The organism is uncultured Oscillibacter sp., assembly GCF_910584465.1.
Taxonomy (GTDB): domain Bacteria; phylum Bacillota; class Clostridia; order Oscillospirales; family Oscillospiraceae; genus Oscillibacter.
In genome coordinates, this window is sequence record NZ_CAJUBK010000038.1 from 1 (window position 1) to 23,847 (window position 23,847).

A 23,847-nucleotide genomic window follows, 5' to 3' on the forward strand; every position below is an offset into this window, starting at 1 on the left:
GGGGGTTCATGAGGATGGCGGCGTCCAGCCCCACGTTGTAGGGGTTCTCCTGGACGAACTTCTTCCACCAGGCGCGCTTGACGTTGTTTTTGAGCTCCACGCCCAGGGGGCCGTAGTCCCAGCTGTTGGCGAGGCCGCCGTAGATCTCGCTGCCGGGGAAGACGAAGCCCCGGCCCTTGCACAGGGCGACGATCTTCTCCATGGTCTTCTCGGTGTTTTTCATCGTGGCTACACTCCTTATGATAAATGATAGATAAAGGAAAACGCCCCGAGCCTGGGATGGCTCAGGGCGAACGTCGACCGTCCGTGGTCCCACCTGAATTCCCCCCGGGAGCGGGGAGCGCTCTGCCCGGTAACGGCGGGGGACCGGCGGGGCATTGCCTCCCCGCGGCGCGGGAAGGGGCGCCAAGCGCTTCCCCTCCCGGGAGGGCTCGCACCGTCCGCCCTCTCTCTTTGCCGGGATGGGGGAGGCTCCTCCCCTTCATGGCCTTTGGACTTTCGTCACTGTATCACATTTTCCCGGGATCGTCAAGGGCAGGCTTTGGCCGGGGGCGTCCGGGGATCGTCCCGCCGGGCATCCCATGCCCCTGGTCCGCGTCCCCGCTCCCGTGGCCCCGCCGCCGCCTGTCCCCGCGGAGCCCGTCACCGCCCTCCCCGCCGGTGCGGCCGGATCTTCCGCCGCGGTGCCCGAACGGGGAGCCGCCGCATCCGGGAGGGTTCCCCGTTCCAGACGGGTCAAGTGTTCTGCCGCACCACCCGGCAGGGAGCGCCGAAGGCGATCGAGTTGTCGGGGATATCTTTCGTGACGATGCTCCCTGCCCCGATCACGACATTGTCCCCGATCGTCACCCCGGGCATGAGGATGGCCCCGCCGCCTATCCAGACATGGTCTCCGATCGTCACCGGGGCGGTCTGCGTCCTGCAGAACGCGAACGTCCCGTCTCCCCGGGGATCCCCGAACCGCTCGAGGGCATTGGTGGGATGGAAGGCGGTATATATCTGGACGTTCGGCGCGATCAGGGCATGATCGCCGATCACGATCTTGTTATCGTCCAAAAACGTGCAGTTCATGTTTACTTCGCAGCCGTCCCCAAAATAGATGTTCTCCCCGTAATCGACATAGAAAGGGGCCGTGATCCAAAGATCCTTCCCCCTCCCGCCCAGCAGTTCGTCCAGGATGCGCTCTTTCGCCGCCGTGTCGGCAGAATCCGTCCGGTTGTAATCCCGGACCAGGTCTTTCGCCTTGTGCCACCGCGCCAGCAGTTCAGCGTCCCCGCAGTCATAAAGGAGCCCTGCCAGCATCTTTTCTCGTTCCGTCATGATATCCCTCCTGAAAGATAGCGGCCCGCGTCCGCGTGGGACCGGGCCCGGCCGCTCCGGGATACGCCCTCCCGCGGCGGCTCCGCCGGGGCCGCCGGCCCTGGCGGCCCGTTCTCCCTGTCACCGGCCCTGCTGGCGGACGAGATCCCTCCTCCTTCCCGGCAGCTGGGACACCGCCGGGAGGACCAGCAGCGGCAGGCACCCATAGATCCCCGGGATGCCCCACCGGCCCACGCACCACCAGCCCCAGGCCGCCCCCAGATGGAAGCACAGCAGGGTCCCGCCATAGAACCTCAGCTTCCGCAGCTGCTCCGGGTCCCGGCCGCAGAGGTATTCCGTGGCCCCCTCCGTGAACTGGCGGAGGTTGTTGGTGGAGAAGATGGTGGCGCAGGTGTACCCGGCGGCCTGGCTGTAGGCCACCCACTGCACCGCCGTGGCGAAGAACATGGGGTAGAGGGCCAGGATGGGGTCCGTCTCCGCCGGGATCCGGGCCAGCCCCAGGCAGGCGGCCAGATCGAGGCCGATGGCCCCCCAGCGGAGCCGGGCCATGTGCCCGGCCCGCCGCAGCAGCACCGCCAAAACGATCCCGGCGGTATAGCACGCCGTCCCTCCCAGCCGGATCAGGGCGGGGCCCCAGGTCCCGTCCAGGCCGGACACCACCAGATAGAGGAGGTTGGAGGTCTCGGAGGAGCCGAAGGTCCCGCCCCGGGTCAGCAGGGCGTACACGCCGAAGAAGCCGCCTACCGCCGCCATGGCGTGATGGGCCCGGACCTCCGTCATCCCTCCGGCTCCGCCAGAGCGATGTGCAGCTCGTCCAGCTGTTTCTTCGTCACCTCGCTGGGCGCGCCCATCATCGGGTCCTGCGCGTTCTTGTTCATGGGGAAGGGGATGATCTCCCGGATGGAGTCCTCCCCGGCCAGGAGCATCACCATCCGGTCCACGCCGGGGGCGATGCCTGCGTGGGGCGGCGCGCCGTAGGTGAAGGCGTTGTACATGGCGGGGAACTTGGCCTTCACGTCCTCCTCACCCAGCCGCACCAGCTCGAAGGCTTTCACCATGATCTCCGGGTCATGGTTGCGCACCGCACCGGAGCTCAGCTCCACGCCGTTGCACACCAGGTCGTACTGGTCCGCCTTGATGGTCAGGGGGTCGATCTTCCCCTGTTCCGCCAGGAGGAGGGGCTCGATACCGCCGTTGGGCATGGAGAAGGGGTTGTGGCAGAACTCCAGTTCGCCGGACTCCTCGCCGATCTCGTACATGGGGAAGTCCACGATCCAGCAGAAAGCGTACTGTTCCTTGTCCATGTGCCCCGGCACCGCTGCGCCCAGGGTCTTGATCAGGACGCCCGCCGTCTTCTGGGCGGCGTTCAGGCTGCCGGCGGAGAGGGCCACGAAGTCATTGGGCTTCAGGTCCAGGGCGGAGACGACCTCGTCTTTGATGGGCTGGACGAACTTGGCGATGCCGCCCACGACCTCGCCCTTCTCGTCCAGGCGGAACCAGTAGGGCTTGCCGCCGGAGATGACCTCCACCTCCGCCAGGGCCTTGTCGATGGACTTCCGGGTCTCGTGGAAATCGCCGACCACCACGGCCTTGATGGTCAGGGGCTCGGGGGCCTGCGCCGGGTCGAAGGGCGGGAACCCGCAGCCGTAGAGGGCGCCGGGCGCGTCCTTCACCCGCAGGTCGATGCGCAGGTCCGGCTTGTCGGTGCCGAAGGTCTCCATGGCCTCGGTATAGGTGATGCGCTGGAAGGGCGCGCCGCTGGCCCGGCCGTACTTGCCGTACTTGGCGAAGATGGGGGGCAGCACGTCCTCGATGACGGCGAACACGTCCTCCTTGGAGGCGAAGGCCATCTCCATGTCCAGCTGGTAGAACTCCCCGGGGGAGCGGTCCGCCCGGGCGTCCTCGTCCCGGAAGCAGGGGGCGATCTGGAAGTAGCGGTCGAAGCCGGAGGTCATGAGGATCTGCTTGAACTGCTGGGGGGCCTGGGGCAGGGCGTAGAACTTGCCGGGGTGGTTCCGGGCGGGGACCAGGTAGTCCCGGGCCCCCTCGGGGGAGGAGGCGGTCAGGATCGGCGTGGTGATCTCCAAGAACCCGTGGTCCTCCATGGCCTTGCGGATGGCGGAGACCACCTGGCAGCGCAGGACGATGTTGTCCTTCACCGCCGGGTCCCGCAGGTCCAGATAGCGGTACTTGAGCCGCTGGGCCTCGTCGGCCTCCCGGCTGCGGTTGATCTGGAAGGGCAGCTCGTTGTGCCGGCAGCGGCCCAGGACCTCCACCTTCCCGGGGACGATCTCGATGTCGCCGGTGGGGAGCTTGGGGTTCTTGCTGTCCCGCTCCCGGACGGTCCCCTCCACGGAGATGGTGGACTCTTTGTTGATCGCCTTGAAGGTGTCGACCATCTCCTCGGTCTCGGCGACGATCTGGGTGGTGCCGTAGAAGTCCCGGAGGACGACGAAGGCCAGCCCTGCGCTGACGACGCGGATGTTCTCCATCCAGCCGGAGAGCTTGACCTGCTTTCCGGCGTCGGCGATGCGGAGTTCTCCGCATGTATGCGTGCGGTTCTGTGTCATAGTGTTGGCTTCCTTTCCGATAAAGTAGGGGGGATGTGAATATGAATTGTATATTAAAGCAGAATAACTACGAATTGGAATCGGCAGATTGGGACATTTCCCACAGGAAGGCCCCCAATTCCCGGCCTTTCTCCTGGCCCTGGAAGACATAGAGGGGCAGCTCCCGCCCGAAGCCCCGCCACCAGCCGTTGATATGGAACCGGAGCATCCAGAGGGGCTGGTCCTGCCCGTCATAGGCGTAGAGGTCGATCTGATAGTCCTTTTCCGGGTCCAGCTCGGTGATCCGGTCCCCCTGGGGGAGGAAGCGCAGGACCACCTCCAGCGGGTTCCGGTGGAACCGGAGTTTCTCCAGCCGCTCCAGCACGGCGTCCATCTCCGGCTCTCCGGCGGCCAGGGACAGCTCTCCGTGGACCACCCTGGGGAAGCCGGACTGAGGGAAGACGGAGATGACCAGATACGCTGGCGCCTCGCCGCCCATCAGGTCGTAGAAGTCCAGCGGCCGGGCGTACCACACGGCCCAGAGAATCAGCAGGGCCAGCAGCCCCCAGCGGAGGGCCTTGCGGTGCTCCCGCAGAAATTCCTTCATGGCTTCGTCACTCCCGGATGACGCTTCCCTGGTCCTTGGCGTCCAGCCCCGCCTTGATGCGGTAGATGGTCGCCTTGGGGTCCAGCTTCGTCTGCTCCCCGGTGGCCATGTCCTTGCAGGCCACCACCCCGGCGCCGATCTCGTCTTCGCCCAGGAACACCACATAGGGGATCCCCAGCTTGTCCGCGTAGGAGATCTTCTGCTTGAACTTCTTCTCCTCGCAGTGGAGCTGGGCCCGGATGCCGTTGTCCCGGAGCTCCGTGGCGAAGGCGATGGCGGGGGAGAGGTCCTCCGTCATGGGCAGGATCAGCACGTCCGCCGGGGCCGTGTTCAGCTCCATGTTCAGCATGCCCTGTTCCCCCAGGACGTAGAACAGCCGGGTCAGCCCGATGGAGATCCCCACGCCGGGGAGCCGTTTGTCCGTATAATATCCCGCCAGGTCGTCGTACCGCCCGCCGGAGCAGACGGACCCGATCTCCGGGTGGTCCAGCAGCACCGTCTCATAGACGGTCCCGGTGTAGTAGTCCAGCCCCCGGGCGATGGACAGGTCCACGGCGAAGTTCTCCGCCGGCACGCCGAAGTCGGAGAGGTACCGCACCACGGTCTCCAGCTCGTCCAGCCCCTCGTCGAACACGGGGTCCCGGCCCCGCCGCTGCTCCAGGGCGGAGAGGATCTCCTCCGTGCTGCCGCCGGTGGAGAGGAAGCCCACGATCTCCCGGGCCTGCTCCGCGCTGAGGCCCAGGTCCCCGGTCAGGATGTCCTGGACCTTCCCGGCGCCGATCTTCTCCAGCTTGTCCACCGTCCGCATGATGTCCCCGGCCTTCTCCGTGAGGCCCAGGGAGGCGTAGAAGCCGTTGAGGATCTTGCGGTCGTTCACCCGGATGCGGAAGCGCCGGAGCCCCAGGGCGGTGAAGGTCCGGTAGATGATGGCGGGGATCTCCGCCTCGTTGAGGATGGACAGCTTCCCGTCCCCGATGACGTCGATGTCCGCCTGGTAGAACTCCCGGAAGCGGCCCCGCTGGGCCCGCTCGCCCCGGTAGACCTTGCCGATCTGGAAGCGGCGGAAGGGGAAGGTGAGGTCGTTGTAGTGCAGGGCCACGTATTTCGCCAGGGGGACGGTCAGGTCGAAGCGGAGGGAGAGGTCCGTATCGCCCTTCTGGAAGCGGTAGATCTGCTTCTCCGTCTCGCCGCCGCCCTTGGCCAGCAGGACCTCGCTGGCCTCCAGGACGGGGGTGTCCAGGGGGGTGAAGCCATAGAGGCGGTAGGTCCTGCGCAGGATGTCCATGATGCGCTCCATCTGCTGCTGGGGGGCGGGGAGGAGCTCCATGAAGCCGGAGAGGGTACGGGGGGTCTGTTTCGCCATGATACTGCTCCTTTTCTCATCGAGATGTTTGAGGTCCGGGAGGAGGGGCCCAAAAAGAGCGCCATCTCCCCAAACCGCTTTGGGACGATAGCGCTCATCGCTTCGTGGTGCCACCCAAATTCAAGGCTCGCGCCTCCTTTTGCCTCCTGTTACGGGGAGGGGCCGTGGACGTTTCCGCCCCCGCTCCGCCGCTGTCCTTCGTCCGGGCCGAACGGGGCCCTCTCAGCGGATGGGCCCCTCTCTGCGGGTCGGCGTTCGGAGTACTGCTGCGGCATCGTCGCGGTCCGATGCCTGTGATTATATGCGCTTTCCCCGCGGATGTCAAGCGCTCAGGCCCAAATGGGCGCACGGATACAAGGCACGCCGCCGCTCCGGCCCGCCGCCGGGGCCGGGACGCGCCCGATCCTCCGCCTCCTCCGGCGGGAGGGCCTAGGCCAGGGGGCGGGAGGAGGAGGGGTTCACGATGAGCCGCCAATCCAGGTCGCCCCGGGAGAGCCCCAGGACCAGCATCTCCGCCGTGGCGATGTTGCTGGCGAAGGGCACGCGGTTCTGGTCGCAGAGCCGGGAGATATAGGAGATGTCGTCGGCCCGGGCCTCGTTGGCGGGGTCGTTGAAGAACAGCACCATGTCGAACTCGTTGTAGGAGATGCGGGCGCCGATCTGCTGGCTGCCGCCGTGGGCGTAGGTCAGGAAGCAGTGGACGTCCAGGCCCGTGGCGTCGGCGATCATGTGGCCGGTGGTGTTGGTGGCGTAGAGCTGGTGCCGGGCCAGGATCCCGGCATAAGCGGTGCAGAATTGGACCATCAGTTCCTTTTTGTTGTCGTGGGCCATCAGAGCGATGTTCATATCGTGCTCCTTTCCAGAAAAGTCAGGTATCTATCGGATCCGCAGCAGGGGGACCCGCTGTCCCTCCAGCCGCCTGGCGATGTTGCGGTAGGCCGCCGCCGCGCCTTGGCTGCTGCCCAGCAGCAGGGGGACGCCCTTGTTCAGATAGAGGGGCAGGGCGTCGTCCTCCGGGATGACGCCGATGAGGGGCAGGCCGGCCCGGTCGATGGCGTCGTCGATAGTGGCGTGCATGCTGCGCAGCATCTTCCTGCGCACCCGGTTCACCGCCAGGTGGAGCCGTCCCGTGGGGAAGCGGTGGAGCTCCATCACCGTGTGCTGGGCGTCCCGCAGGGAGGAGGCGTCCGCCGTGGCGACCACCACGGCCCGGTCCGCCCCGCAGGTGGCCAGGCGGAAGCCGGCATCCAGCCCCGCCGGCGCGTCCAGGAAGCAGTGGTCGTAGTGCTCCCGGGCCTGGTCCAGCATGGCGGCCATCTGCTCCTCCGTCACCGGGCGGCCCCGGCTGCGGACGGGGGCCGTCAGCAGGAACAGCCCGGGGATGTCCGGGTGCTCCACCGCCGCCGTCTCCAGCGGGCAGCGCCCCTGGGCCACGTCGGTGAAGTCCATCAGCGCCCGGTCCGTCAGGCCCAGGGCCAGGTCCAGGTTCCGCAGGGCCACGTCGCAGTCGATGCACAGCACCCTCCGCCCGGACTGGGCCAGGGCGGAGCCCACCCCCGCGGTGAACGAGGTCTTTCCCGTGCCCCCCTTGCCGGAGACCACGGCGATACATTGCCCTGCCATAGGACGCGCCCCTTCCCGATCCGCCTCAGGGGGGATCCCCCCTGTCACAGCGGATCTTTCTTGATCTTCGCGAAGGCCCTGGGATACTTTGCCGGCGTCTGCGCGGTCTTCGTCACGACCACCAGCCGGTGGCATATCCCGGTGCCGGGGATCCGGTAATCCCGGGGCTCCTCCATCTGCCCGCCCAGGAGGGCCACGGCGTGTCCCGCGGCCTCCAGCTCCTCGTCGGACCCCACGGATTTCATGGCGAGGAACCTGCCGCCCACCTTGACCAGGGGCAGGCACAGCTCCGCCAGCACCGGCAGGTAGGCCACGGCCCGGCTCACCGCCAGGTCGAAGGCCCCCCGCCGTCCCCGGGCGAACTCCTCCGCCCGGCCGTGGACGCACTCCACGTCCTCCAAGGCCAGTGTCCGGCAGACCTCCCGGAGGAAGTTCACCCGCTTGTTCTGGGCGTCCAGCAGGGTCAGCCGGACGGAGGGCTCCAAGATCCGCAGCGGGAGGCCGGGGAAGCCCGCGCCGGTGCCCACGTCCACGACGCGCTTCCCCCGGAAGTCCTCCAGGCTCAGCAGGGCGGCGCTGTCCAGGAAGTGGAGCCGGACCACGTCCGCCGGGTCCGTGATGGCCGTGAGGTCCATGACCTCGTTCCACTCCGCCAGCAGCCCGGCGTAGCGGATCAGATCGGGGACGCCGTCCGTGGGGAGCCCCAGCTGGGCCAGGCCCTCTTGGAGCATGGCCTCCATCATCGCTCTTTCAGCAGGTCCCGGATCTCCGTCAGCAGCCGCTCCTCGGCCGAGGGGCCCGGCGGCGGGGGAGGGGCCTCCTCCTTCTTTTTGTGGAGGGAGTTGATGGCCTTCACCAAACAGAAGACCACGAAGGCCATGATGAGGAAGTTCAAGACGGCCTGGATGAAGTTGCCGTAGGTGATGACGGCGGGCCCGATGCCCACCGTCAGCTCCGCGAAGGAGACGCTGTCGGTGAAGATGCCCAGGATGGGCATGACGATGTCGTTGATCAAAGAGGTCGTGATGTTGGAGAAGGCCCCGCCGATGATGACGCCGACGGCCATGTCCATCACGTTGCCCCGGGCGATGAAGGTCTTGAACTCGGAGAAGAAGCCGGAGGTTTTTCCTGCCATAGGTCAGATCCCTTTCCTATCGATCGAATTTGCCGGTGCGGGCCGGAGCGCGTCCCGGGCCCCCGAACGCCGGGGACGCCGGACGCCTCCCTCCGTATCCCCTGCGGCGCAAGGGATACGGGGCGCAGACCGGGATACAGCCGTTAAAAATGGCGGCAGCGTGCCCCTCTTCGCCGGGAGCCGTTTTATCGGCTCCAGACGGGCCGTCATCTTTTCCTTCGAGGAAAAGTGACCGAAAAGGGCCATGACTGGCCTTATCCCATGGTTTTAGTCCTGGATATGTGCACGCCGCCGCGTCCTCAGCGCGCCTTGGGCACCAATTCCTCCGTCCCGCCCATGTAGGGCCGCAGGACCTCGGGGATGACGACGGTGCCGTCGGGGCGCAGGTTGTTCTCCAGGAAGGCGATCAGCATCCGGGGCGGGGCCACGCAGGTGTTGTTCAGGGTGTGGCACAGCTGGGTCTTGCCGGACTCGTCCTTGTAGCGGATGCGGAGCCGCCGGGCCTGGGCGTCGCCCAGGTTGGAGCAGGAGCAGACCTCGAAATACTTCTGCTGCCGGGGGGACCACGCCTCGATGTCGCAGGACTTGACCTTCAGGTCCGCCAGATCGCCGGAGCAGCACTCCAGCTGCCGCACGGGGATGTCCAGGGAGCGGAACAGCTCCACGGAGAACTGCCAGAGCTTCTCGTACCACATGGGGGACTCCTCGGGCTTGCAGACCACGATCATCTCCTGCTTCTCGAACTGGTGGATGCGGTACACGCCCCGCTCCTCGATGCCGTGGGCGCCCTTCTCCTTGCGGAAGCAGGGGGAGTAGGAGGTCAGGGTCTGGGGGAGCTTCTCATTGGGGAGGATCTGGTCGATGAAGCGGCCGATCATGGAGTGCTCGCTGGTGCCGATGAGGTACAGGTCCTCGCCCTCAATCTTGTACATCATGCCGTCCATGTCCGTCTGGCTCATGACGCCCTCGACCACGTTGCCGTGGATCATGAAGGGGGGGATGCAGTAGGTGAAGCCCTTGCCGATCATGAAGTCCCGGCCATAGGCCAGCACCGCCTCATGGAGCCGGGCGATGTCCCCCAGGAGGTAATAGAACCCGTTGCCGGAGACCCGCCCGGCGGCGTCCAGGTCGATGCCGCCGAAGGAGTCCATGATCTCCGTGTGATAGGGGATGGGGAAGTCCGGGACCTTGGCCTCGCCGAAGCGCTGGACCTCCACGTTCTCGCTGTCGTCTTTGCCGATGGGGACGGAGGGATCGATGATCTGGGGGATCAGGAGCATCCGCTTGTGGAGCTCCGCCTCCAGCTCGTTTTCCTGCTCCTCCAGCGCGGCCAGGCGGTCGGCCTGCTCCTTGACCTGGGCCTTGACGGCCTCGGCCTCCTGGAGCTTGGCGGGGTCCTTCTTCGCCTGGCCCATCAGCATGCCGATCTGCTTGGAGAGGGCGTTGCGGTTGGAGCGGAGCTGGTCCGCCTCGGCGATGGCGGCGCGGCGCTTGGCGTCCAGGTCGATGACCTCGTCCACCAGGGGGAGCTTGCTGTCCTGGAACTTCTTTTTGATGTTCTCCTTCACGGCCTCGGGTTCTTCCCGGATGAAACGGATGTCGAGCATGACGATCTCCTTCTTTCATAGATATGATCGATAATCGATAGGATCTTAAGACGATGTTCCACGTGGAACGATCGGGCGGCGCGCCGCCTCGCCGGCGGCCGTCCTGCCGGGACCGGCCGGTGAGCGCCGGCCCGCGGCCTCAGCCGGCCGCTCCGGCCTCCGCCTCCCGGGCCTCCACGGCCTCCTTCAGCTGATGATAGCGGTCCCAGGCGGAGACGGCGAGGCCCAGCTCCTGCTCGGAAAGGGTCAGATCGCCGCTGAGGCAGGCCGTCAGACCATCCGCCTCCATACCGTCGATGACCTTCCGGCAGCCCTCCAGGTCCTCCTGGCGGTAGAGCCGTTCCAGGGAATAGAGGCGGGCCAGGGCCATATACTGCCGGCCATAGGCGTCGATCTCGCTGTCCCGGAGCTCGGCCTGGCGCTCCAGCTCCTCGATCTGCTCCTCCGACTCCGCCAGCTGCTCCTGGAGGGCGATCACCTGGTCCTGGAGCTCCTGGACCTCCTGCATGACGGTGACGGAGCTCTGGAGCCGGCCCAGCGCCTCGGTGTTGCTGCGCTGGTGGGAGAAGAAGGACCAGGCCATCAGCAAGAACGCCGCGATGAACAGGACCATGATATAGACGACGACGGGCTTCTTCCCCCTGGGGGCGTCCTCCGCGGGCTCGACCGGCCCGCCGTCGCTGCGCTTTTTCAATTCCATGCCTCCGGTCCTTTCCGATGGGTCTTCAAGGTCTCCAGGGCCTCCAGCAGGTCGTTGAGGTCGTCCACGCCATAGTAGTCCAGTTCGATGCGGCCCTTCTTCCGGCCCGTGACGATCCGCACGCCCCGGCCCAGCTTCGAACTGAGGGACACCTGGGCCTCCAGGGTGTAATCCACCTCCTGGGGGGCGCGTTTCGGCGCCTCCTCGTCCTCCGCCTCCGCCGTCAGCTTCTTGACCAGGGCCTCCGTCTGCCGGACGGAGAGCTGGCCCTGGACCACCGTCGCCGCCGCCTTCTCCTGCAGGGCGGGGGAGAGGGGGAGCAGGGTGCGGGCATGGCCGGCGGAGAGAGTCCCCTCCTCCACCAGCGCCCGGACGGCGGGCTGGAGGCCCAGCAGGCGCATGGCGTTCGCCACGGCGCTCCGGGATTTGCCCACCCGCTGGGCGGCCTCCTCCTGGGTCATGTGGTAGGTCTGGATGAGGGACTGATACCCGGCGGCCTCCTCCATGGGGTTCAGGTCCTCCCGCTGGAGGTTCTCCACCAGGGCCAGCTCCGCCGCCTTCTTGTCGTCGGCGTCGATGACCACGGCGGGGATCTCGGTGAGGCCCGCCAGCCGCGCGGCCCGCCAGCGGCGCTCCCCGGCCACGATCTGGTAATAGCCGGAGGACAGCTTCCGCACGGTCAGGGGCTGGATGACGCCGTGCTCCCGGATGGAGTCCGCCAGCTCGGCCAGCGCCGCCTCGTCGAAGAGCTTCCGGGGCTGGGCGGAGCAGCTCTCCACCTGAGAGATGGGTAGATATAGGTTCCCCGCCGCTTCAGGTCTCAATACGTCGTCGCCGAGCAGGGCGCCCAGGCCCCGGCCGAGACCGGAGGGCTTTTTGTTTGCCACGAGTACACGCTCCTTTCAAAGGGATGCTCTATGGATATCGGTGTCGGTACAGGACGTCCCCGCCGCTCACGCCCCGCCCTGAGAGGACGCGAGGAACTCCGAGGCGAAGGCCGCGTAGGCGTCGGCCCCCCGGGAGGCCCGGTCGTAGGCGGTGATGGGCTTGCCGTGGCTGGGGGCCTCCGAGAGGCGGATGTTCCGGGGGATGACCGTGGCGTAGACCTTGCCGGGGAAGTAGTGCTTCACTTCCTCCGCCACCTGGAGGGACAGGTTCGTCCGCCCGTCGAACATGGTCAGCAGCACGCCCTCCAGCTCCAGCGAGGGGTTCAGGGAGCGGCGCACCAGCCGCACGGTGTTCATCAGGTCGCTGAGCCCCTCCAGGGCGAAGTACTCGCACTGCACCGGCACCAGGATGGAGTCCGCGGCGCACAGCGCGTTCAGGGTCAGCAGCTCCAGGGAGGGCGGACAGTCGATGAGGATGAAGTCGTAGGCGTCCCGCAGGGGGGCCAGCGCGCCCCGCAGGAGGAACTCCCGCTCCTCCATGCCGATCAGCTCCACGCCCGCGCCGGCCAGGGCCTTGTTGGAGGGGAGCACGTCCCCATAGCGGGTGCGGGACACCGCCTCGGCGGCGGGGAGCTCTTCGATCAGGGCGGAATAGACCCCCTTGGAGACCGTCTTGTCCACGCCCATGCCGGAGGTGGCGTTGGCCTGGGGGTCGAAATCACAGAGGAGGACCTTTTTGTCCGCCTCTGTCAAAGCGGCGGCCAGGTTGACGCAGGTGGTCGTCTTCCCCACGCCGCCCTTTTGATTGACGACTGCGATGATCTTTGCCACAAAAGCACCTACCTTCTGCCCTCCCTCCTTGGGACGGGGAGGGCCCAAAAGAACTTCCGCCCGCTCTCCGCCCCGGGAGCGGACGGGGCCCGCCGCCGGGCGGCGGAACGGGCGCGGCCGTCCCGCGGCCGCGCCAGGGCCATATATGATATCCATTATAGCAAGGCCGGAGGGGGCTTGCAAGGTCAAATCCAACAATTTTTGCAAAATACGGCAGCAGATGGGGCCCGCATGAGACGAAGCAGGAGGCCTGCCGTCCCCGGCGGGCCTCCTGCTGTGTTTCACGTGGAACGATCCTCCCTCCCAAGGAGGAGGACGGTATGGGGCGGGACCACCGTCGCCCCGCCAGGGTGCGCCGTCCCGCTGAGGAGGCAGCGGTGCTCCGCCTCCGGCAGGGGGACGGTCCGCGCCTCGTCCCCGGCGTTGACCAGGACGGAGGTGGCCTCGCCGGGGACCTCCCGGACATAGGCCAGCAGGGGGCCCTGGGCCTCCAGCCAGCGGATGCCGCCCCGGCGGAGGGAGGGCCGCCCCGCCCGGAGCCGCCCCAGCGTGGAGAACCAGTCCAGCATCTCCCGGTCCTCCCGGCCCCAGGGGTAGCTCCCCCGGTTGAAGGGGTCCGCCGCGCCCTCCATCCCGGCCTCGTCGCCGTAGTAGATCATGGGGGAGCCGGGGAAGGTGAAGAGGACCGCCGCGGCCAGATGGAGGCGGATCCGGGCGGTCTGCCGCTCCTCGGGGGAGAGGTGGAAGGTGGACTGGGCCTCCCGGCCCTCAGGGAGGGGGCGCCCGCCCAGCACGGTCAGGACCCGGGGGGTGTCGTGGGTCCCCAGGAAGTTCATGGCGGAGTAGAAGGCGGCGGGGGGGTAGTTCTCCCGGATCGTCTCCATGGCCTCCCGGAAGCCCTCCGCGCCGCCGCCCAGGAGGTAGCCCAGCAGGGCGGTGCGGAAGGGGTAGTTCATCACGCCGTGGAGCTCTTTGCCCAGGAGGTAGCGGCGGCGCTGGGAGTAGGAGATCTTGTTGCTGGCGTCCTCCCAGACCTCGCCCAGCACCAGGGCCTCGGGGTCCGTCTCCTCCACGGCGGCGCGGAGCTTCTCGATGAAAGCGTCCGGCAGCTCGTCGGCCACGTCCAGCCGCCAGCCGGAGGCCCCGGCCCGCAGCCAGCGCTTCACCACGGAGCCCTCGCCCTCGATGATATAGTCCACGTAGTCCGGGCAGTCCTCCCGGACGTTGGGCAGGGTGCTGATGCCCCACCAGGAGTCGTAGGCCCAGGGCCACTCGCTGAAGCAGAACCAGTCATAGTAGGGGCTGTCCTTGCTCTGGGCCGCGCCCACGGTGGGATAGAAGCCGTCGGCGTTGAAATAGACGCTCTGGGAGCCGGTGTGGTTGAACACGCCGTCCAAGATCACCCGGATCCCCTTCTCCTTGGCCCTGGCGCAGAGGGACCGGAAGTCCGCCTCCGTCCCCAGCAGGGGGTCGATCTTCGTGTAGTCCGCCGTGTTGTAGCGGTGATTGGAGGCGGACTCGAAGATCGGGCAGAAGTAGAGGGTCTCGACGCCCAGGGCCGCCAGGTCGTCCAGGTGGGCGGCGACGCCCTCCAGGGACCCGCCGAAGAAGTCCCGGTTCTTGATCTCGCCGCCCTCGGGCCTCCAGGCGGGATCCTCCTCCCAGTCGCCGTGGATCCAGCGGTCCCCGATCATCCCCGCCGGGTCCGGGATGGACAGGCGGCAGTAGCGGTCCGGGAAGATCTGATAGGTCACGCCCTCGCCGAACCAGGCGGGGGTATGGCTCTCCTGATAGACGGTGAGCTGCCAGGGCTGGGGGTCGCCCGCGCTGCGGTAGCCGGTCTTGTCCAGGAAGCACCCGGTGCCGTCGTCCCGCCAGAAGCGGAACCAGTACCAGACCAGCTCCGGCTCATAGAACGAGGGGACGGTGATGGAGAAGCAGGCCCGGTCCTCCCAAAAGCCGGCGGGGGGCATCTCCACCTCCATCTGGTGGCCGGCGAACTCCCGGCAGAGGATGACGGAGCAGTGGGTGAAGCCCTCCCGGCAGAGGGGGCGGCAGGTGAGGGACACGCCCTCCCCGCAGGCCACGGCCCCGAAGGGCTGCTTGCAGCGGGGATCGCGGGAGTCGAAAACGGCAGGTACGTTCATGCAGAGATATCTCCTTGTTCGTTGGAATGAGGGGAGACGGGGGAGACAGATCTTTACTCCCGGAGCGCAGGGAAGGGCCGGGACAGGGCCCGGCCTCCGGACGCGGAGATGGGGGGATGTTTCACGTGGAACGATCGTCAGGGCAGGAGCTGGCCCTCCCCGGTGATGATGGAGCTGTCCGCCTTGGGGGTGAAGTAGGCGTTGAGGATGTTGACGGCGGTGGAGGCCAGGGCCGCGCCGGCGTCGGCCCGCTCGATGGCGATGGCCACGGCGATCTCCGGGTCGTCATAGGGGGCGAAGCAGATGAAGACGCCGTGGTTCTTGGTGTCGGCCCCCACCTGGGAGGTGCCGGTCTTGGCGCCCGCGGTGACGGCGCAGTTCCGGAAATAGGGGGCCAGGGTGCCCTCCACCAGGCCCTTCATGCCCTCCTTCACCGCCTGGAGATAGTCGTCGGGGATCTCCAGGTCGTTGATGGGGTCCGTGTTGCCCACGGCGGTCACGCTGGAGTTGTCGTATGCCTTGGCGGCCTTCAAAAGGTGAGCCTGGCAGTGCTTGCCGCCGGAGACCAGGGTCGCCACATAGTTGGCCAGCTGGAGGGGGGAGTAGAGCTGGCTGCCCTGGCCGTAGGCCGCCCAGGGGGCCTGGTCCTGGCCCTGGGGGTTCTCCGGCAGGAGCCCGGCGGTCTCCGGGATCTCGATGCCGGTCTTCTCCCCCAGGCCGAACTTGACCAGGTATTCCCGGAGGCCGTCCATCGTCATGCGGTAGCCCAGCTCCGAGAAGAAGTAGTTGCAGGAGTTGGTGATGGCCCCGGTGACGTTCAGGTTCCCGTGGCCGGAATGCTTCCAGCACCAGCTGTAGCTGTTCGGGTCGTTCGGATAGACCCATTTGCCGGTGTCCCGGATCTTCTCCGCCAGGGTCACGTCCCCTCTGAGGAGCGCCGCCATGGCGGTGAAGGGCTTCAGGGTGGAGCCGGGGGGATAGCTGCCCACCGCCGCCCGGTTGAACAGGGGGGCTCGGGGATCGCCGCTGACGGCGGCGTAATCCTCGCCGGTGAGGCGGAAGGTGGAGAGGTCGTAGGACGGGTAGGAGGCCAGGGCCAGCACCTCGCCGGTGCCCACCTGGATGACCGCCGCGCCCGCGCCGCGCTTCTCGTCGCCGTCGGCGTTGAGGCGGACGACGGTGTCCTCCAGGAAGCTCTCCACCTGGGCCTGGAAGTCCAGGTCGATGGTGAGCTCCACCAGGTTCCCGGGCTCCGGCTCCACGGAGTAGTATTCCCCGGTCACCTTGCCTTCATCATTGGTGGCGACCATGCGCCGCCCGTCCTTGCCCCGGAGATAGTCCTCGAAGGCCAGCTCCGCGCCGTCCTTGCCCACCATGGCGTCGTAGCCATAGCCTTTCTCCTTCAGGATGCTGTATTCCTCCGGGCTGGCGATCTTGCCCACGTAGCCCAGGATGTGGGCGGCGTTGGAGGTCTCGTATTCCCGGACGGAGGAGAGGGTGACCTTCGCCCCGGAGCAGTTGGCGTCGCTGAGGAGGGAGATGAAGGCGGTGTCGATGTCCTCCGCCAGGACGTAAGCGTCGTAGTTGTCCAGCTTGCGGATGGAGAGCTCGTACTGCACGCCCAGGACCTTCCGGGCCTGGGCCTGGGTGTACGCCTCCGGGATCCCCAGCTCTTCGCGCATCACGTCCATCAGCCGGGAGGGGGTGATCCCGGCGTCCACCAGCAGCTCCGCCGTCAGGTCGTCGGCGCACATCCGGTCCAGCAGGGCGTCGATCCGCTCCCGCTCCGAGAGGACGGGGGGCTCGGCACCCTCCTCCGGCTGGGGCTCCGGGACGGAGAGGACGTCCGGGTCGCGGATGAGGTAGCCGCCCAGGGCCTCCCGGGTCTCGGAGCCGGGCTTCTTCAGATAGGTGAGGAAGCGGCCGCGCATCTCGCCGGGGATCTGGTCCACGGTGTAGCGGTAGGGGGGCTGCCGGGAGATGGGGAGATCGTCCGTCCAAACCACGCCCTCCTTCTCGCACAGCTGCACCAGCCGGAGGATGGCCTCGTTACTGTCGTCGTCCGGGGAGAGGAGGGCGGCGTCGAAGGTCAGGTCGTAGGTGGAGCGGTTGCTGACCAAGGGCTTGCCGTTGCGGTCGGTGATGATGCCCCGGGACGCCTCCACCTTCTCCATCCGCGGGATGGAGCGCATGGCCTGGTCGGCGTACTCCTCATGGTGGACGATCTGGACGTCGAAGAGCACGAACAGATAGGCGCACAGCACCGCCGCCAGGAACGCGGCCAGCAGGTAGAGCCGGCCGTTCGACATTTCTTTGCGGTCCATAGGGTCCTTTCTGTGACGGCCGCTCCGAAGGGAGGGGCCGGAGTTTCGCGGGCCCCTCCCAAGGGGGAGGGGTCAGCCGTCCAAATGGGTCCTCCGGAAGACGGCGCGGTAGAGCATCGTCAAGGGGAGGAGGAAGGGGGCGGTGACACAGGACTCCCGGAGCATCACCAGGGCCCCGGCCTCCCAGGCGGCCTTGCCCATCATCCAGAGGAGGAGGCAGCGGGCCCCGTCCAGGAGCAGGAAGGCGGCGGCGGAGGAGACCAGGGAGCAGAGGACGCCGGCGGGGAGCCAGCTCTGGGACAGCAGCCCGGCGCAGAGGCCGGCCAGGGGGAAGACCAGGGTGAACAGGCAGGGGATCGGCCCCGGCAGGAGCAAGTCGCAGAGGAAGCCCACGCCCAGGGAGAAGATGGTCCCCGCCAGGGGCCCCTCGAAGGTGGCGGGGATGACCGCCAGGAGGGGGTATAAGAAGGGGATGACGCCCCAGACCGTCAGCCGCTGGAGGAGCCCCGTCTGCAAAAGGAAGCAGAGGGCGGTCACGGCGCTGTATAAGGACCATTTGAAGATGGTCTCGTTCCTCGCGATCATAGGCCCTCCCCCTCAGGTGACGATCTCAAAGGATTTGATGACGAAGACCTCGGTCAGGGGATCCAGGTCCACGTCCGGGGCGAGGATGGCGTAGGACGAGGCACCGGAGTCGTCCATCTGCACCTCCTCCACCGAGCCGATCACCAGCCCGGAGGGGAGGTAGCCGTTCAGGCCGGAGGTCACCACCAGGTCCCCGGCCAGGAGGTGGCAGTCCGCCGGCAGGTAGTCCAGCCGCAGCCGCCCCTCCCGCATCAGGGCGAAGTCCCCCTGGGCCACGCCCAGGTCCTTCGTCCGGAAGACCTGCGCGCCCAGGGACGTGTCCGTGTCCACCAGGGTCAGCACCGTGGACCAGTTGGTCCCCGCCTCGTCGACCAAGCCCACCAGGGCGCCCCGGGCGTCGATGACGCAGTCGCCCACCTCGATGCCCAGGGAAGTCCCCTTGTTCAGCGTCAGGGAGGAGGTCCAGTTGGTGACGGCGTGCTCCGTGATCATGCAGGCCTCGACGTCGCTGAGGTCCCGGCGCTGCTGGGTCAGCTTCATCAGCTCCCGGAAGTGCCGGTTCTCCTCCCGGTCCGCCTGGGCCAGGCGGATCTCCTCCTCCATCTCGGCGAGCTGGCGCTTCAGGGCCTCGTTCTCCGCCTGGAGGTCCGTGGTATCCTTATAATAGTTCTGCATGTCGTTGAACCACGCGGCGACGGAGGTATAGACCGCCCGGAAGGGCGAACCGACGGCCCCCGCCAGGTCCACCAGGGGGGAGGAGTCGACGCTGAGCACCGACATCACCGCCAGGGCGACCGACAGGACGGCGGCGGTGAAGAGCACCCATAGCCCATGCTGTTTCAGGAAATTTTTCAATCCGATCACCTAAAAGCTTCGAAGATGGGAGGGGGGCCGCCTCAGAGCAGGACCACGCCGAAGCGGGCCAGCATCCGGGACAGCCGCAGGACCGGCAGGCCCATCACGTTGAAGAAGTCGCCCTCCAGCCGCTCCACCAGGAGCGCGCCCCGGCCCTGGACGCCGTAAGCGCCCGCCTTGTCCATGGGTTCGCCGGTGGCGATGTAGCTGCGGAGCTCCGCCTCGGAGGCGGGGCGGAAGAAGACCTTGGTGGACTCCGACTCCGTGCAGGAGCGCGCGCCCTGGCGGACGGTGACGCCGGTGCAGACGGTGTGCTCCCGCCCCTGGAGGGCCGTCAGCATCTCCAGGGCGTGGGCCTCGTCCCGGGGCTTGCCCAGGCGCTGCTGGTCCAGGAAGACCATGGTGTCGGCGGTGATGACGATGTCCTCCGGGCCGCAGAGCCTGGCGGCGGCCTCCGCCTTCTCGCGGGAGATGTGGGACACCACCTGGGGCGGCGTCAGCCCCTCGGGGAAGGATTCCTCCACGTCCGGCACCCGGACCAGGAACCCCGTGACGCCGATCCGCTCCAAAAGCTCCCGCCGGCGGGGGGAGCCGGAGGCCAGAACGATCTGAGCCATGTCCCGCGCCCCCTCACCGGCCGGTGGAGCCGAAGCCGCCCCGGTCGGGGGCGTCCAGCCGCTCCACCCGGGTGAAGACCAGGGGGGGCTGGTTCTCCACGATGCGGAACTGACAGAGGCGGGCGTTCTTCTCGATCTTCACGTCCCGCGTGGCATAGACGGGCCAGCGCCACTGGTCGCCGTCGCCCCGGTAGGAGCCGTCGACGACCCCCATGGAGTTGGCCTGGAGCAGCCCGTAGTTCCGGAAGGTGGAGCTCCGGGGGACCACGTGGGCCTCATAGCCCTCCGGCAGGGCCACGGCGATGCCCAAGGGGATGAGGCGGGACTCCCCGGCCTTCAGCTCCACGTCCTCGGCGCAGCGCAGATCCACCCAGTCGGAACCGGGGACGCAGCGCAGCTCCTCGAGGCCGTCGGCCAGGTATTTGACTTTCAATTCTTTCGTCTCTCTCATGCTATCACTCCTGTGCGGTCGTATATCGTATCATGCCGTCGAAGCCGAGCGGCCCGTCCTCCGCCTACTCCACGCCCCGCTGATAGAGGCCCCGGGTGAACGGGCCCTGGGCCGGGGCCCCCTCCAGATAGGCGCGGCAGACCCGGACGCATTCCTCCGGGTCCTCCACCGTGAAGCGGAGCCGGGCGAAGGCCAGCCCCAGCGAGCGGTAGTCCGGCCGGTCCGCCAGCCAGAGGCGGCGGCTGTTCTCCACCTCCGTCCGGTGCCCGAAGGCGGGGAGGAGGGGGAAGGACGCGCCGGTGCGGTCGGTCAGGGCGTTCGGCCGGCCGCAGCGGCAGCCCACGCTGTTTTGGATGAGGCAGTTCTCCGTGATCATCAGCGGCAGGCGGCCGTAGACGATGGCCTCGGCGGGGAGGATCTTCCTCATGTCCCGGATCTGGGCATAGCGCAGCTCGAAGGACAGGCAGGCGGAGGCCAGCCCCTCCTCCCGGAGCCAGGCCAGGGAGCGGCTGTTGAAGACGTTGAGCCCATAGTCCCCGTAAAGCCGGAAGCCCATGCCCCGGACCAGGGGGAAGTGCCCCAGGTTCCCCAGGAGCGCCCCGGCGGCGCCCAGGGAGGCGGCCCGCTCCAGCCAGCGGCGGAGCAGGGGCTCGTCTTTGTCGCGCCAGACCCGCGGCAGGACGGCGCACCATTCCGCCCCCGCCTCCGGCAGGGAGGTAAGGTCCGCCAGGACCTCCAGCGGTACATAGATCCTGGCCGGGCGGAGGTCCAAAAGCCCCGCCGTCAGCTGCGCGGCAGAGGCGACGGAGACCGTGATCTGCGGCGCGGCCGCGGAGCAGTCGATCCCCGGCAGGGGCGGGGGCTCCAGCTCCCGCCGACTGGGCGGGGCGGAACGGGCGGCGCTGAGGGCGTCCAGGGCGTCCCGGCGCAGGGCATTGATGGCGGCGGCGGGGAGGAACAGCCCCGGATCCACCGCGGCCTCCGCCCCGGCGCAGTAGTAGGGCGTCCCCCCGGTCTTGCACAGGCGGGCGGACAGGTCCTCCGCCGTCAGCGCCCGGCGCCCGGCGGGCTCCGGCACGGGGCCGGTGACCGTGACGCTGCGGCCGTCCCCGTCCTCCGCCGTCAGGGCGCAGGGGGCCCCCGCCCGGACCCGGCAGGCCAGGCGGACGGGGACCCGCCGCTCCTCCAGGCGGGGGGTCTCGGCGGCGGGAGGGGCGGCGTCCTCCGGACGGTGGCCCAGCATCTCGGGGCCCTTCCGCCCCCGCCAATAGGCGTCGGTGAAGCCGGAGCGGGAGAAGGCCCGCTCCAGCACGTCCTGCTCCTGGGCGGTGGGGGCCCGGCCCTCCTCCAGGAGGCGGGCATAGACGCCGGTGACCGCGGCCACGTAGGCGGGGCGGCGCATCCGCCCCTCGATCTTCAGGCAGGCCACGCCCATGTCCGCCATCTCCCGGAGGCGGCCGGCCAGGCAGCTGTCCTTGAGGCTCAGGGGCCGCTGGTCCCGCGCGGGCCCGCCGATCCCATAGGGCAGGCGGCAGGGCTGGGCGCAGCGCCCCCGGTTCCCGGAGCGGCCCCCGATCAGGGCGCTCATGGCGCACTGGCCGGAGTAGCACATGCACAGGGCCCCGTGGACGAACGCCTCGATCTCGGCGGGACAGGCCCGGCAGATCGCCGCCGTCTCCTCCTTGGAGCACTCCCGGGCGATGACCACCCGCCGGCACCCGGCGGCGGCGATCTCGTTCGCGCCGCCGGAGGTGAAGAGGCTCATCTGGGTGCTGGCATGGAGGGGCAGGTCGGGCAGGGCATGGCGGAGCAGGTCGAACAGCCCCCAGTCCTGGACCAGCACGGCGTCCACGCCGAGGCGGGAGGCGGTCCGGGCGGCCTCCAGCGCGGCGGGGAGCTCCCGGTCCGAGAGGAGGATGTTCAGGGTGAGGAAGGCCCGGACGCCCCGGACATGGCAGTAGGCCAGGGCGTCGGCGAACTCCTCCTCCGAGAAGTTCTGCGCGCCCCGGCGGGCGTTGAAGCCGCCCCAGCCCAGGTAGACGGCGTCCGCGCCGCTGTCCACGGCGGCCCGCAGGGCCTCCGGGGATCCGGCGGGGGCCAGCAGCTCCGGCAGGCCCGGCCTCACTTAGAGCCCCGGCTGTCCAGCCGCTGCTGGAGGCGGACGATCTCCCGCTTCAGCTCGCTGACCTGGCCCTGGGCCTTCCCGGCCTCGTCCAGGTAGCCCTTGATCTGGCGGCGGAGCTGCTCGGCGGCGGCCTGGGCCTTGAAGAGCTCGTCGGCGATGTTGACGGCGGTGAGGACCGCGGCGTCGGTCTTGCCGGCGCGGGTGCTGCCCAGGACCTCCTCCATCTTGTCGCCCACGTAAGCGCCGACCTTTTGCATGTAAGAGGCGGATTCCTCCGCCACGAAGGTGTACTCCTCCCCACAGATGGTGACGACCACACGGTTCGCCATATAAGGGACCTCCTTTGACCGCGGAGGGGGCCTCCCCGATAGACCGCGAAATTTAACAGCGTATAGTATAACATACCATCCGGAGGGACGCCACAGGAAATTCGGAAGATCTTAAAAAATTTACAAACATTTCCCGCTATGGCCGGAGGGAGGGCTCGCCCCGGCCTGCCGGGGAGGTCTTTTCGGCAGGCCGGGCAAGCCCTCGGGGCCCTCAGGGAGGGCCCGAGGACGCCTGATGAAAAAGGAGAGGGACCCAGGATGGGTCCCTCTCACGACGCGCTCTCCCCCCTCCGGCGGGGCCCTGCCGCTCCCCCGACGGCCTGGGCGGCGGTCAATACCCGATGATGAGCCCCTTCTCCATGGCATAGAAGCTGGTCAGCCCCCGGCAGGGGAAGATCTCCACGCTCTTCACCGGCAGGTCCTTCAGGATCTGCTCCTTGAGCTTCAGCGCCCCGGGCAGGTTCTCGCAGTGGCAGAGGATGACCTCCGCCCCGGTGCAGTCTTTGCTGTCCTTCATCAGGGCCGTGATGGTCTGATAGGTCTTGGACTCGCCCCGGGCCTTGCCCGCCACGTGGATGGTCCCCTGGGGCGTGGCGTCCGCGATGACGTGGATCCCCAGGGAGTGGAGCAGGGTCCCCACCAGGGGGCGCATCCGCCCGTTCTTGATCAGGTTGTCGAAATTCTCCAGCGTGAAGCAGGTCCGCAGGGCCGCCTGATACAGCCGCAGCTGGGCGCAGATCCCCTCGAAATCGCCGCCGGCCTCCAGCAGCTCCCTGGCCCGGCGGATCAGCAGGATCATGGCCCCCGCCGTGGCCTTGGAGTCGATGACGCAGATCTCCTTCTCCGGGTGATCCTCCAGGACCAGGTCCCGGCCCATCACCGCCGCGTTATAGGTCCCGGAGAGGTTGGCGGAGATGGTGAAGCAGACGGTCCGGTCGCCCTTCTCGAACGCCTTGGCGAAGGCCGCCGGGGAGGGGCAGGCGGTGGAGGCCGCGGCCTTCTCCTGGGCCATGGCCCCCAGGAGCTGAGGGACCTCCAGCTCGTCGTTGTCGATGAACTCCCGTTCGCCCACCTGGAGCCGCAGGGGCACCGTCTCGAACAGGACGCTCCCGCCTTGGGACTCACTCATGCGCAGGTCACAGCTGCTGTCGCTCACGATGCTGCAGATCATACGATACACCCCACAATATGGTTTTTGATATCACGTCTTCTGTTATCATACAGCATCCGCCCGCGTTTGTCAACCCGGGACAGGGGGATCCGCCGGGAAATTTCCCCGCCGGAGGGGCGCCTGGAGGCGGCGGGGGAGGCCCGGGATCTTTTCGGGCGGTTCACAGTTGACATAACGATGTTGAAAACTCTGTGGATAATGTGAAAAACTCTGGCCCCGGAAGGGGTCCGGGGGGCGGGGCGCGGCCGTGAGAAAAGTAACAAAAGTAACATTTTTCATAAAAACGGCAGAGCGGGCCGGGAAAAGGCGGGAAAGGTCCCTTCCGGGCCGCCCCGCGGCGGGAAGGGGTTGAACCTTGGGGATCCTTATGATACAATAGCCCGCAGGAAGATCGGCTGTCCCCGGCGGACGCCGGCGGGCTTGGAGGTAGTATGGCAAAGAAACAGGATTACGGCAACGAGAGCATCTCCGCCTTGAAGGGCGCGGACCGGGTGCGGAAACGGCCCGGCGTCATCTTCGGCTCCGACGGCCTGGACGGCTGCGAGCACGCGGTGTTCGAGATCTTATCCAACTCCATCGACGAGGCCCGGGAGGGCCACGGCACGTCCATCACCGTCACCC

23 protein-coding genes and 1 pseudogene are annotated in these 23,847 nt (G+C 67.8%); 1 reads left to right on the forward strand and 23 read right to left on the reverse strand.

All coding sequences use genetic code 11. The annotated features are described in order from the left end of the window. The 23 genes and pseudogenes from QZ332_RS09330 to QZ332_RS09440 form a co-directional block, all read right to left on the reverse strand. Window positions 1-223, reverse strand: a pseudogene (locus tag QZ332_RS09330) (glycine--tRNA ligase); the annotation flags it as partial. Window positions 224-735: 512 nt separating this feature from the next. After that, window positions 736-1,320, reverse strand: coding sequence for a sugar O-acetyltransferase (locus QZ332_RS09335; protein WP_295764624.1), 585 nt, complete (start codon window positions 1,318-1,320; stop codon window positions 736-738). A 120-nt stretch (window positions 1,321-1,440) separates the two neighbouring features. Beyond that, on the reverse strand, window positions 1,441-2,100 hold the full coding sequence (locus QZ332_RS09340; protein ID WP_295764626.1) for a YoaK family protein: 660 nt from the start codon (window positions 2,098-2,100) through the stop codon (window positions 1,441-1,443). After that, window positions 2,097-3,890, reverse strand: coding sequence for an aspartate--tRNA ligase (gene aspS / locus QZ332_RS09345; protein WP_295764628.1), 1,794 nt, complete (start codon window positions 3,888-3,890; stop codon window positions 2,097-2,099). Before aspS ends, QZ332_RS09340 begins: the two co-directional genes overlap by 4 nt. Window positions 3,891-3,957: 67 nt before the next feature. Beyond that, window positions 3,958-4,476, reverse strand: a complete 519-nt coding sequence (locus QZ332_RS09350; protein ID WP_295764630.1) for a hypothetical protein — start codon at window positions 4,474-4,476, stop codon at window positions 3,958-3,960. Between the two features lie 7 nt (window positions 4,477-4,483). Then, window positions 4,484-5,839 (reverse strand): histidine--tRNA ligase, encoded by a 1,356-nt coding sequence (gene hisS, locus QZ332_RS09355; protein ID WP_295764632.1) that lies wholly within the window; start codon window positions 5,837-5,839, stop codon window positions 4,484-4,486. 429 nt (window positions 5,840-6,268) lie between these two features. Beyond that, a complete protein-coding gene (locus tag QZ332_RS09360; protein WP_295764633.1) occupies window positions 6,269-6,685 on the reverse strand; it encodes a methylglyoxal synthase in 417 nt (138 codons plus the stop codon). 30 nt (window positions 6,686-6,715) lie between these two features. Then, the gene (locus QZ332_RS09365) at window positions 6,716-7,462 is read right to left on the reverse strand and encodes a P-loop NTPase (protein WP_295764636.1); all 747 of its coding nucleotides are present in this window, start codon (window positions 7,460-7,462) and stop codon (window positions 6,716-6,718) included. Window positions 7,463-7,506: 44 nt separating this feature from the next. Further along, the gene (gene rsmG / locus QZ332_RS09370) at window positions 7,507-8,193 is read right to left on the reverse strand and encodes a 16S rRNA (guanine(527)-N(7))-methyltransferase RsmG (RefSeq protein WP_295764638.1); all 687 of its coding nucleotides are present in this window, start codon (window positions 8,191-8,193) and stop codon (window positions 7,507-7,509) included. Between the two features lie 8 nt (window positions 8,194-8,201). Further along, window positions 8,202-8,597, reverse strand: a complete 396-nt coding sequence (mscL, locus tag QZ332_RS09375; RefSeq protein ID WP_295764640.1) for a large-conductance mechanosensitive channel protein MscL — start codon at window positions 8,595-8,597, stop codon at window positions 8,202-8,204. A gap of 299 nt (window positions 8,598-8,896) precedes the next feature. After that, window positions 8,897-10,204, reverse strand: a complete 1,308-nt coding sequence (gene serS / locus QZ332_RS09380) for a serine--tRNA ligase (protein WP_295764642.1) — start codon at window positions 10,202-10,204, stop codon at window positions 8,897-8,899. A gap of 139 nt (window positions 10,205-10,343) precedes the next feature. Further along, window positions 10,344-10,904, reverse strand: a complete 561-nt coding sequence (locus QZ332_RS09385) for a hypothetical protein (RefSeq protein WP_295764644.1) — start codon at window positions 10,902-10,904, stop codon at window positions 10,344-10,346. Then, window positions 10,895-11,791 (reverse strand): ParB/RepB/Spo0J family partition protein, encoded by an 897-nt coding sequence (locus QZ332_RS09390; protein WP_295764646.1) that lies wholly within the window; start codon window positions 11,789-11,791, stop codon window positions 10,895-10,897. The genes QZ332_RS09385 and QZ332_RS09390 overlap by 10 nt, the downstream gene beginning before the upstream one ends. Before the next feature lie 66 nt (window positions 11,792-11,857). Further along, a complete protein-coding gene (locus QZ332_RS09395) occupies window positions 11,858-12,622 on the reverse strand; it encodes a ParA family protein (RefSeq protein ID WP_295764648.1) in 765 nt (254 codons plus the stop codon). A gap of 281 nt (window positions 12,623-12,903) precedes the next feature. Then, the gene (locus tag QZ332_RS09400) at window positions 12,904-14,769 is read right to left on the reverse strand and encodes a glycoside hydrolase family 13 protein (RefSeq protein ID WP_295764650.1); all 1,866 of its coding nucleotides are present in this window, start codon (window positions 14,767-14,769) and stop codon (window positions 12,904-12,906) included. Between the two features lie 137 nt (window positions 14,770-14,906). Next, window positions 14,907-17,093, reverse strand: coding sequence for a penicillin-binding transpeptidase domain-containing protein (locus QZ332_RS09405; protein WP_295764652.1), 2,187 nt, complete (start codon window positions 17,091-17,093; stop codon window positions 14,907-14,909). Between the two features lie 72 nt (window positions 17,094-17,165). Beyond that, a complete protein-coding gene (locus QZ332_RS09410) occupies window positions 17,166-17,678 on the reverse strand; it encodes a hypothetical protein (RefSeq protein ID WP_295764654.1) in 513 nt (170 codons plus the stop codon). Window positions 17,679-17,690: 12 nt separating this feature from the next. Next, a complete protein-coding gene (gene mreC, locus QZ332_RS09415; RefSeq protein WP_295764655.1) occupies window positions 17,691-18,542 on the reverse strand; it encodes a rod shape-determining protein MreC in 852 nt (283 codons plus the stop codon). Window positions 18,543-18,574: 32 nt separating this feature from the next. Further along, window positions 18,575-19,150, reverse strand: a complete 576-nt coding sequence (locus tag QZ332_RS09420) for a nucleoside triphosphate pyrophosphatase (protein ID WP_295764657.1) — start codon at window positions 19,148-19,150, stop codon at window positions 18,575-18,577. Between the two features lie 13 nt (window positions 19,151-19,163). Then, complete coding sequence (locus tag QZ332_RS09425) at window positions 19,164-19,601, reverse strand: dUTP diphosphatase (protein WP_295764659.1); 438 nt, start codon at window positions 19,599-19,601, stop codon at window positions 19,164-19,166. A gap of 64 nt (window positions 19,602-19,665) precedes the next feature. After that, window positions 19,666-21,726 carry a U32 family peptidase gene (locus QZ332_RS09430; protein ID WP_295764661.1) on the reverse strand — a complete coding sequence of 687 codons (2,061 nt, stop codon included), beginning with the start codon at window positions 21,724-21,726 and terminating at the stop codon, window positions 19,666-19,668. Then, complete coding sequence (locus QZ332_RS09435; RefSeq protein ID WP_295764663.1) at window positions 21,723-22,055, reverse strand: cell division protein ZapA; 333 nt, start codon at window positions 22,053-22,055, stop codon at window positions 21,723-21,725. The genes QZ332_RS09430 and QZ332_RS09435 overlap by 4 nt, the downstream gene beginning before the upstream one ends. A gap of 331 nt (window positions 22,056-22,386) precedes the next feature. Then, window positions 22,387-23,226, reverse strand: coding sequence for a DegV family protein (locus tag QZ332_RS09440; protein WP_295764667.1), 840 nt, complete (start codon window positions 23,224-23,226; stop codon window positions 22,387-22,389). 431 nt (window positions 23,227-23,657) lie between these two features. Here QZ332_RS09440 and QZ332_RS09445 point away from each other — a divergent pair. Next, window positions 23,658-23,847 (forward strand): hypothetical protein (locus tag QZ332_RS09445; protein ID WP_295764665.1); only part of this gene is annotated, 190 nt, incomplete at its 3' end.

What these genes read in the sequence shown, in the direction of transcription:
- QZ332_RS09335 (WP_295764624.1), bottom strand. Translation starts at nt 1,320, where the DNA reads ATGACGGAACGAGAAAAGATGCTGGCAGGGCTCCTTTATGACTGCGGG.
- QZ332_RS09340 (WP_295764626.1), bottom strand. Translation starts at nt 2,100, where the DNA reads ATGACGGAGGTCCGGGCCCATCACGCCATGGCGGCGGTAGGCGGCTTC.
- aspS (WP_295764628.1), bottom strand. Translation starts at nt 3,890, where the DNA reads ATGACACAGAACCGCACGCATACATGCGGAGAACTCCGCATCGCCGAC.
- QZ332_RS09350 (WP_295764630.1), bottom strand. Translation starts at nt 4,476, where the DNA reads ATGAAGGAATTTCTGCGGGAGCACCGCAAGGCCCTCCGCTGGGGGCTG.
- hisS (WP_295764632.1), bottom strand. Translation starts at nt 5,839, where the DNA reads ATGGCGAAACAGACCCCCCGTACCCTCTCCGGCTTCATGGAGCTCCTC.
- QZ332_RS09360 (WP_295764633.1), bottom strand. Translation starts at nt 6,685, where the DNA reads ATGAACATCGCTCTGATGGCCCACGACAACAAAAAGGAACTGATGGTC.
- QZ332_RS09365 (WP_295764636.1), bottom strand. Translation starts at nt 7,462, where the DNA reads ATGGCAGGGCAATGTATCGCCGTGGTCTCCGGCAAGGGGGGCACGGGA.
- rsmG (WP_295764638.1), bottom strand. Translation starts at nt 8,193, where the DNA reads ATGCTCCAAGAGGGCCTGGCCCAGCTGGGGCTCCCCACGGACGGCGTC.
- mscL (WP_295764640.1), bottom strand. Translation starts at nt 8,597, where the DNA reads ATGGCAGGAAAAACCTCCGGCTTCTTCTCCGAGTTCAAGACCTTCATC.
- serS (WP_295764642.1), bottom strand. Translation starts at nt 10,204, where the DNA reads ATGCTCGACATCCGTTTCATCCGGGAAGAACCCGAGGCCGTGAAGGAG.
- QZ332_RS09385 (WP_295764644.1), bottom strand. Translation starts at nt 10,904, where the DNA reads ATGGAATTGAAAAAGCGCAGCGACGGCGGGCCGGTCGAGCCCGCGGAG.
- QZ332_RS09400 (WP_295764650.1), bottom strand. Translation starts at nt 14,769, where the DNA reads ATGAACGTACCTGCCGTTTTCGACTCCCGCGATCCCCGCTGCAAGCAG.
- QZ332_RS09405 (WP_295764652.1), bottom strand. Translation starts at nt 17,093, where the DNA reads ATGGACCGCAAAGAAATGTCGAACGGCCGGCTCTACCTGCTGGCCGCG.
- QZ332_RS09410 (WP_295764654.1), bottom strand. Translation starts at nt 17,678, where the DNA reads ATGATCGCGAGGAACGAGACCATCTTCAAATGGTCCTTATACAGCGCC.
- QZ332_RS09420 (WP_295764657.1), bottom strand. Translation starts at nt 19,150, where the DNA reads ATGGCTCAGATCGTTCTGGCCTCCGGCTCCCCCCGCCGGCGGGAGCTT.
- QZ332_RS09425 (WP_295764659.1), bottom strand. Translation starts at nt 19,601, where the DNA reads ATGAGAGAGACGAAAGAATTGAAAGTCAAATACCTGGCCGACGGCCTC.
- QZ332_RS09435 (WP_295764663.1), bottom strand. Translation starts at nt 22,055, where the DNA reads ATGGCGAACCGTGTGGTCGTCACCATCTGTGGGGAGGAGTACACCTTC.
- QZ332_RS09440 (WP_295764667.1), bottom strand. Translation starts at nt 23,226, where the DNA reads ATGATCTGCAGCATCGTGAGCGACAGCAGCTGTGACCTGCGCATGAGT.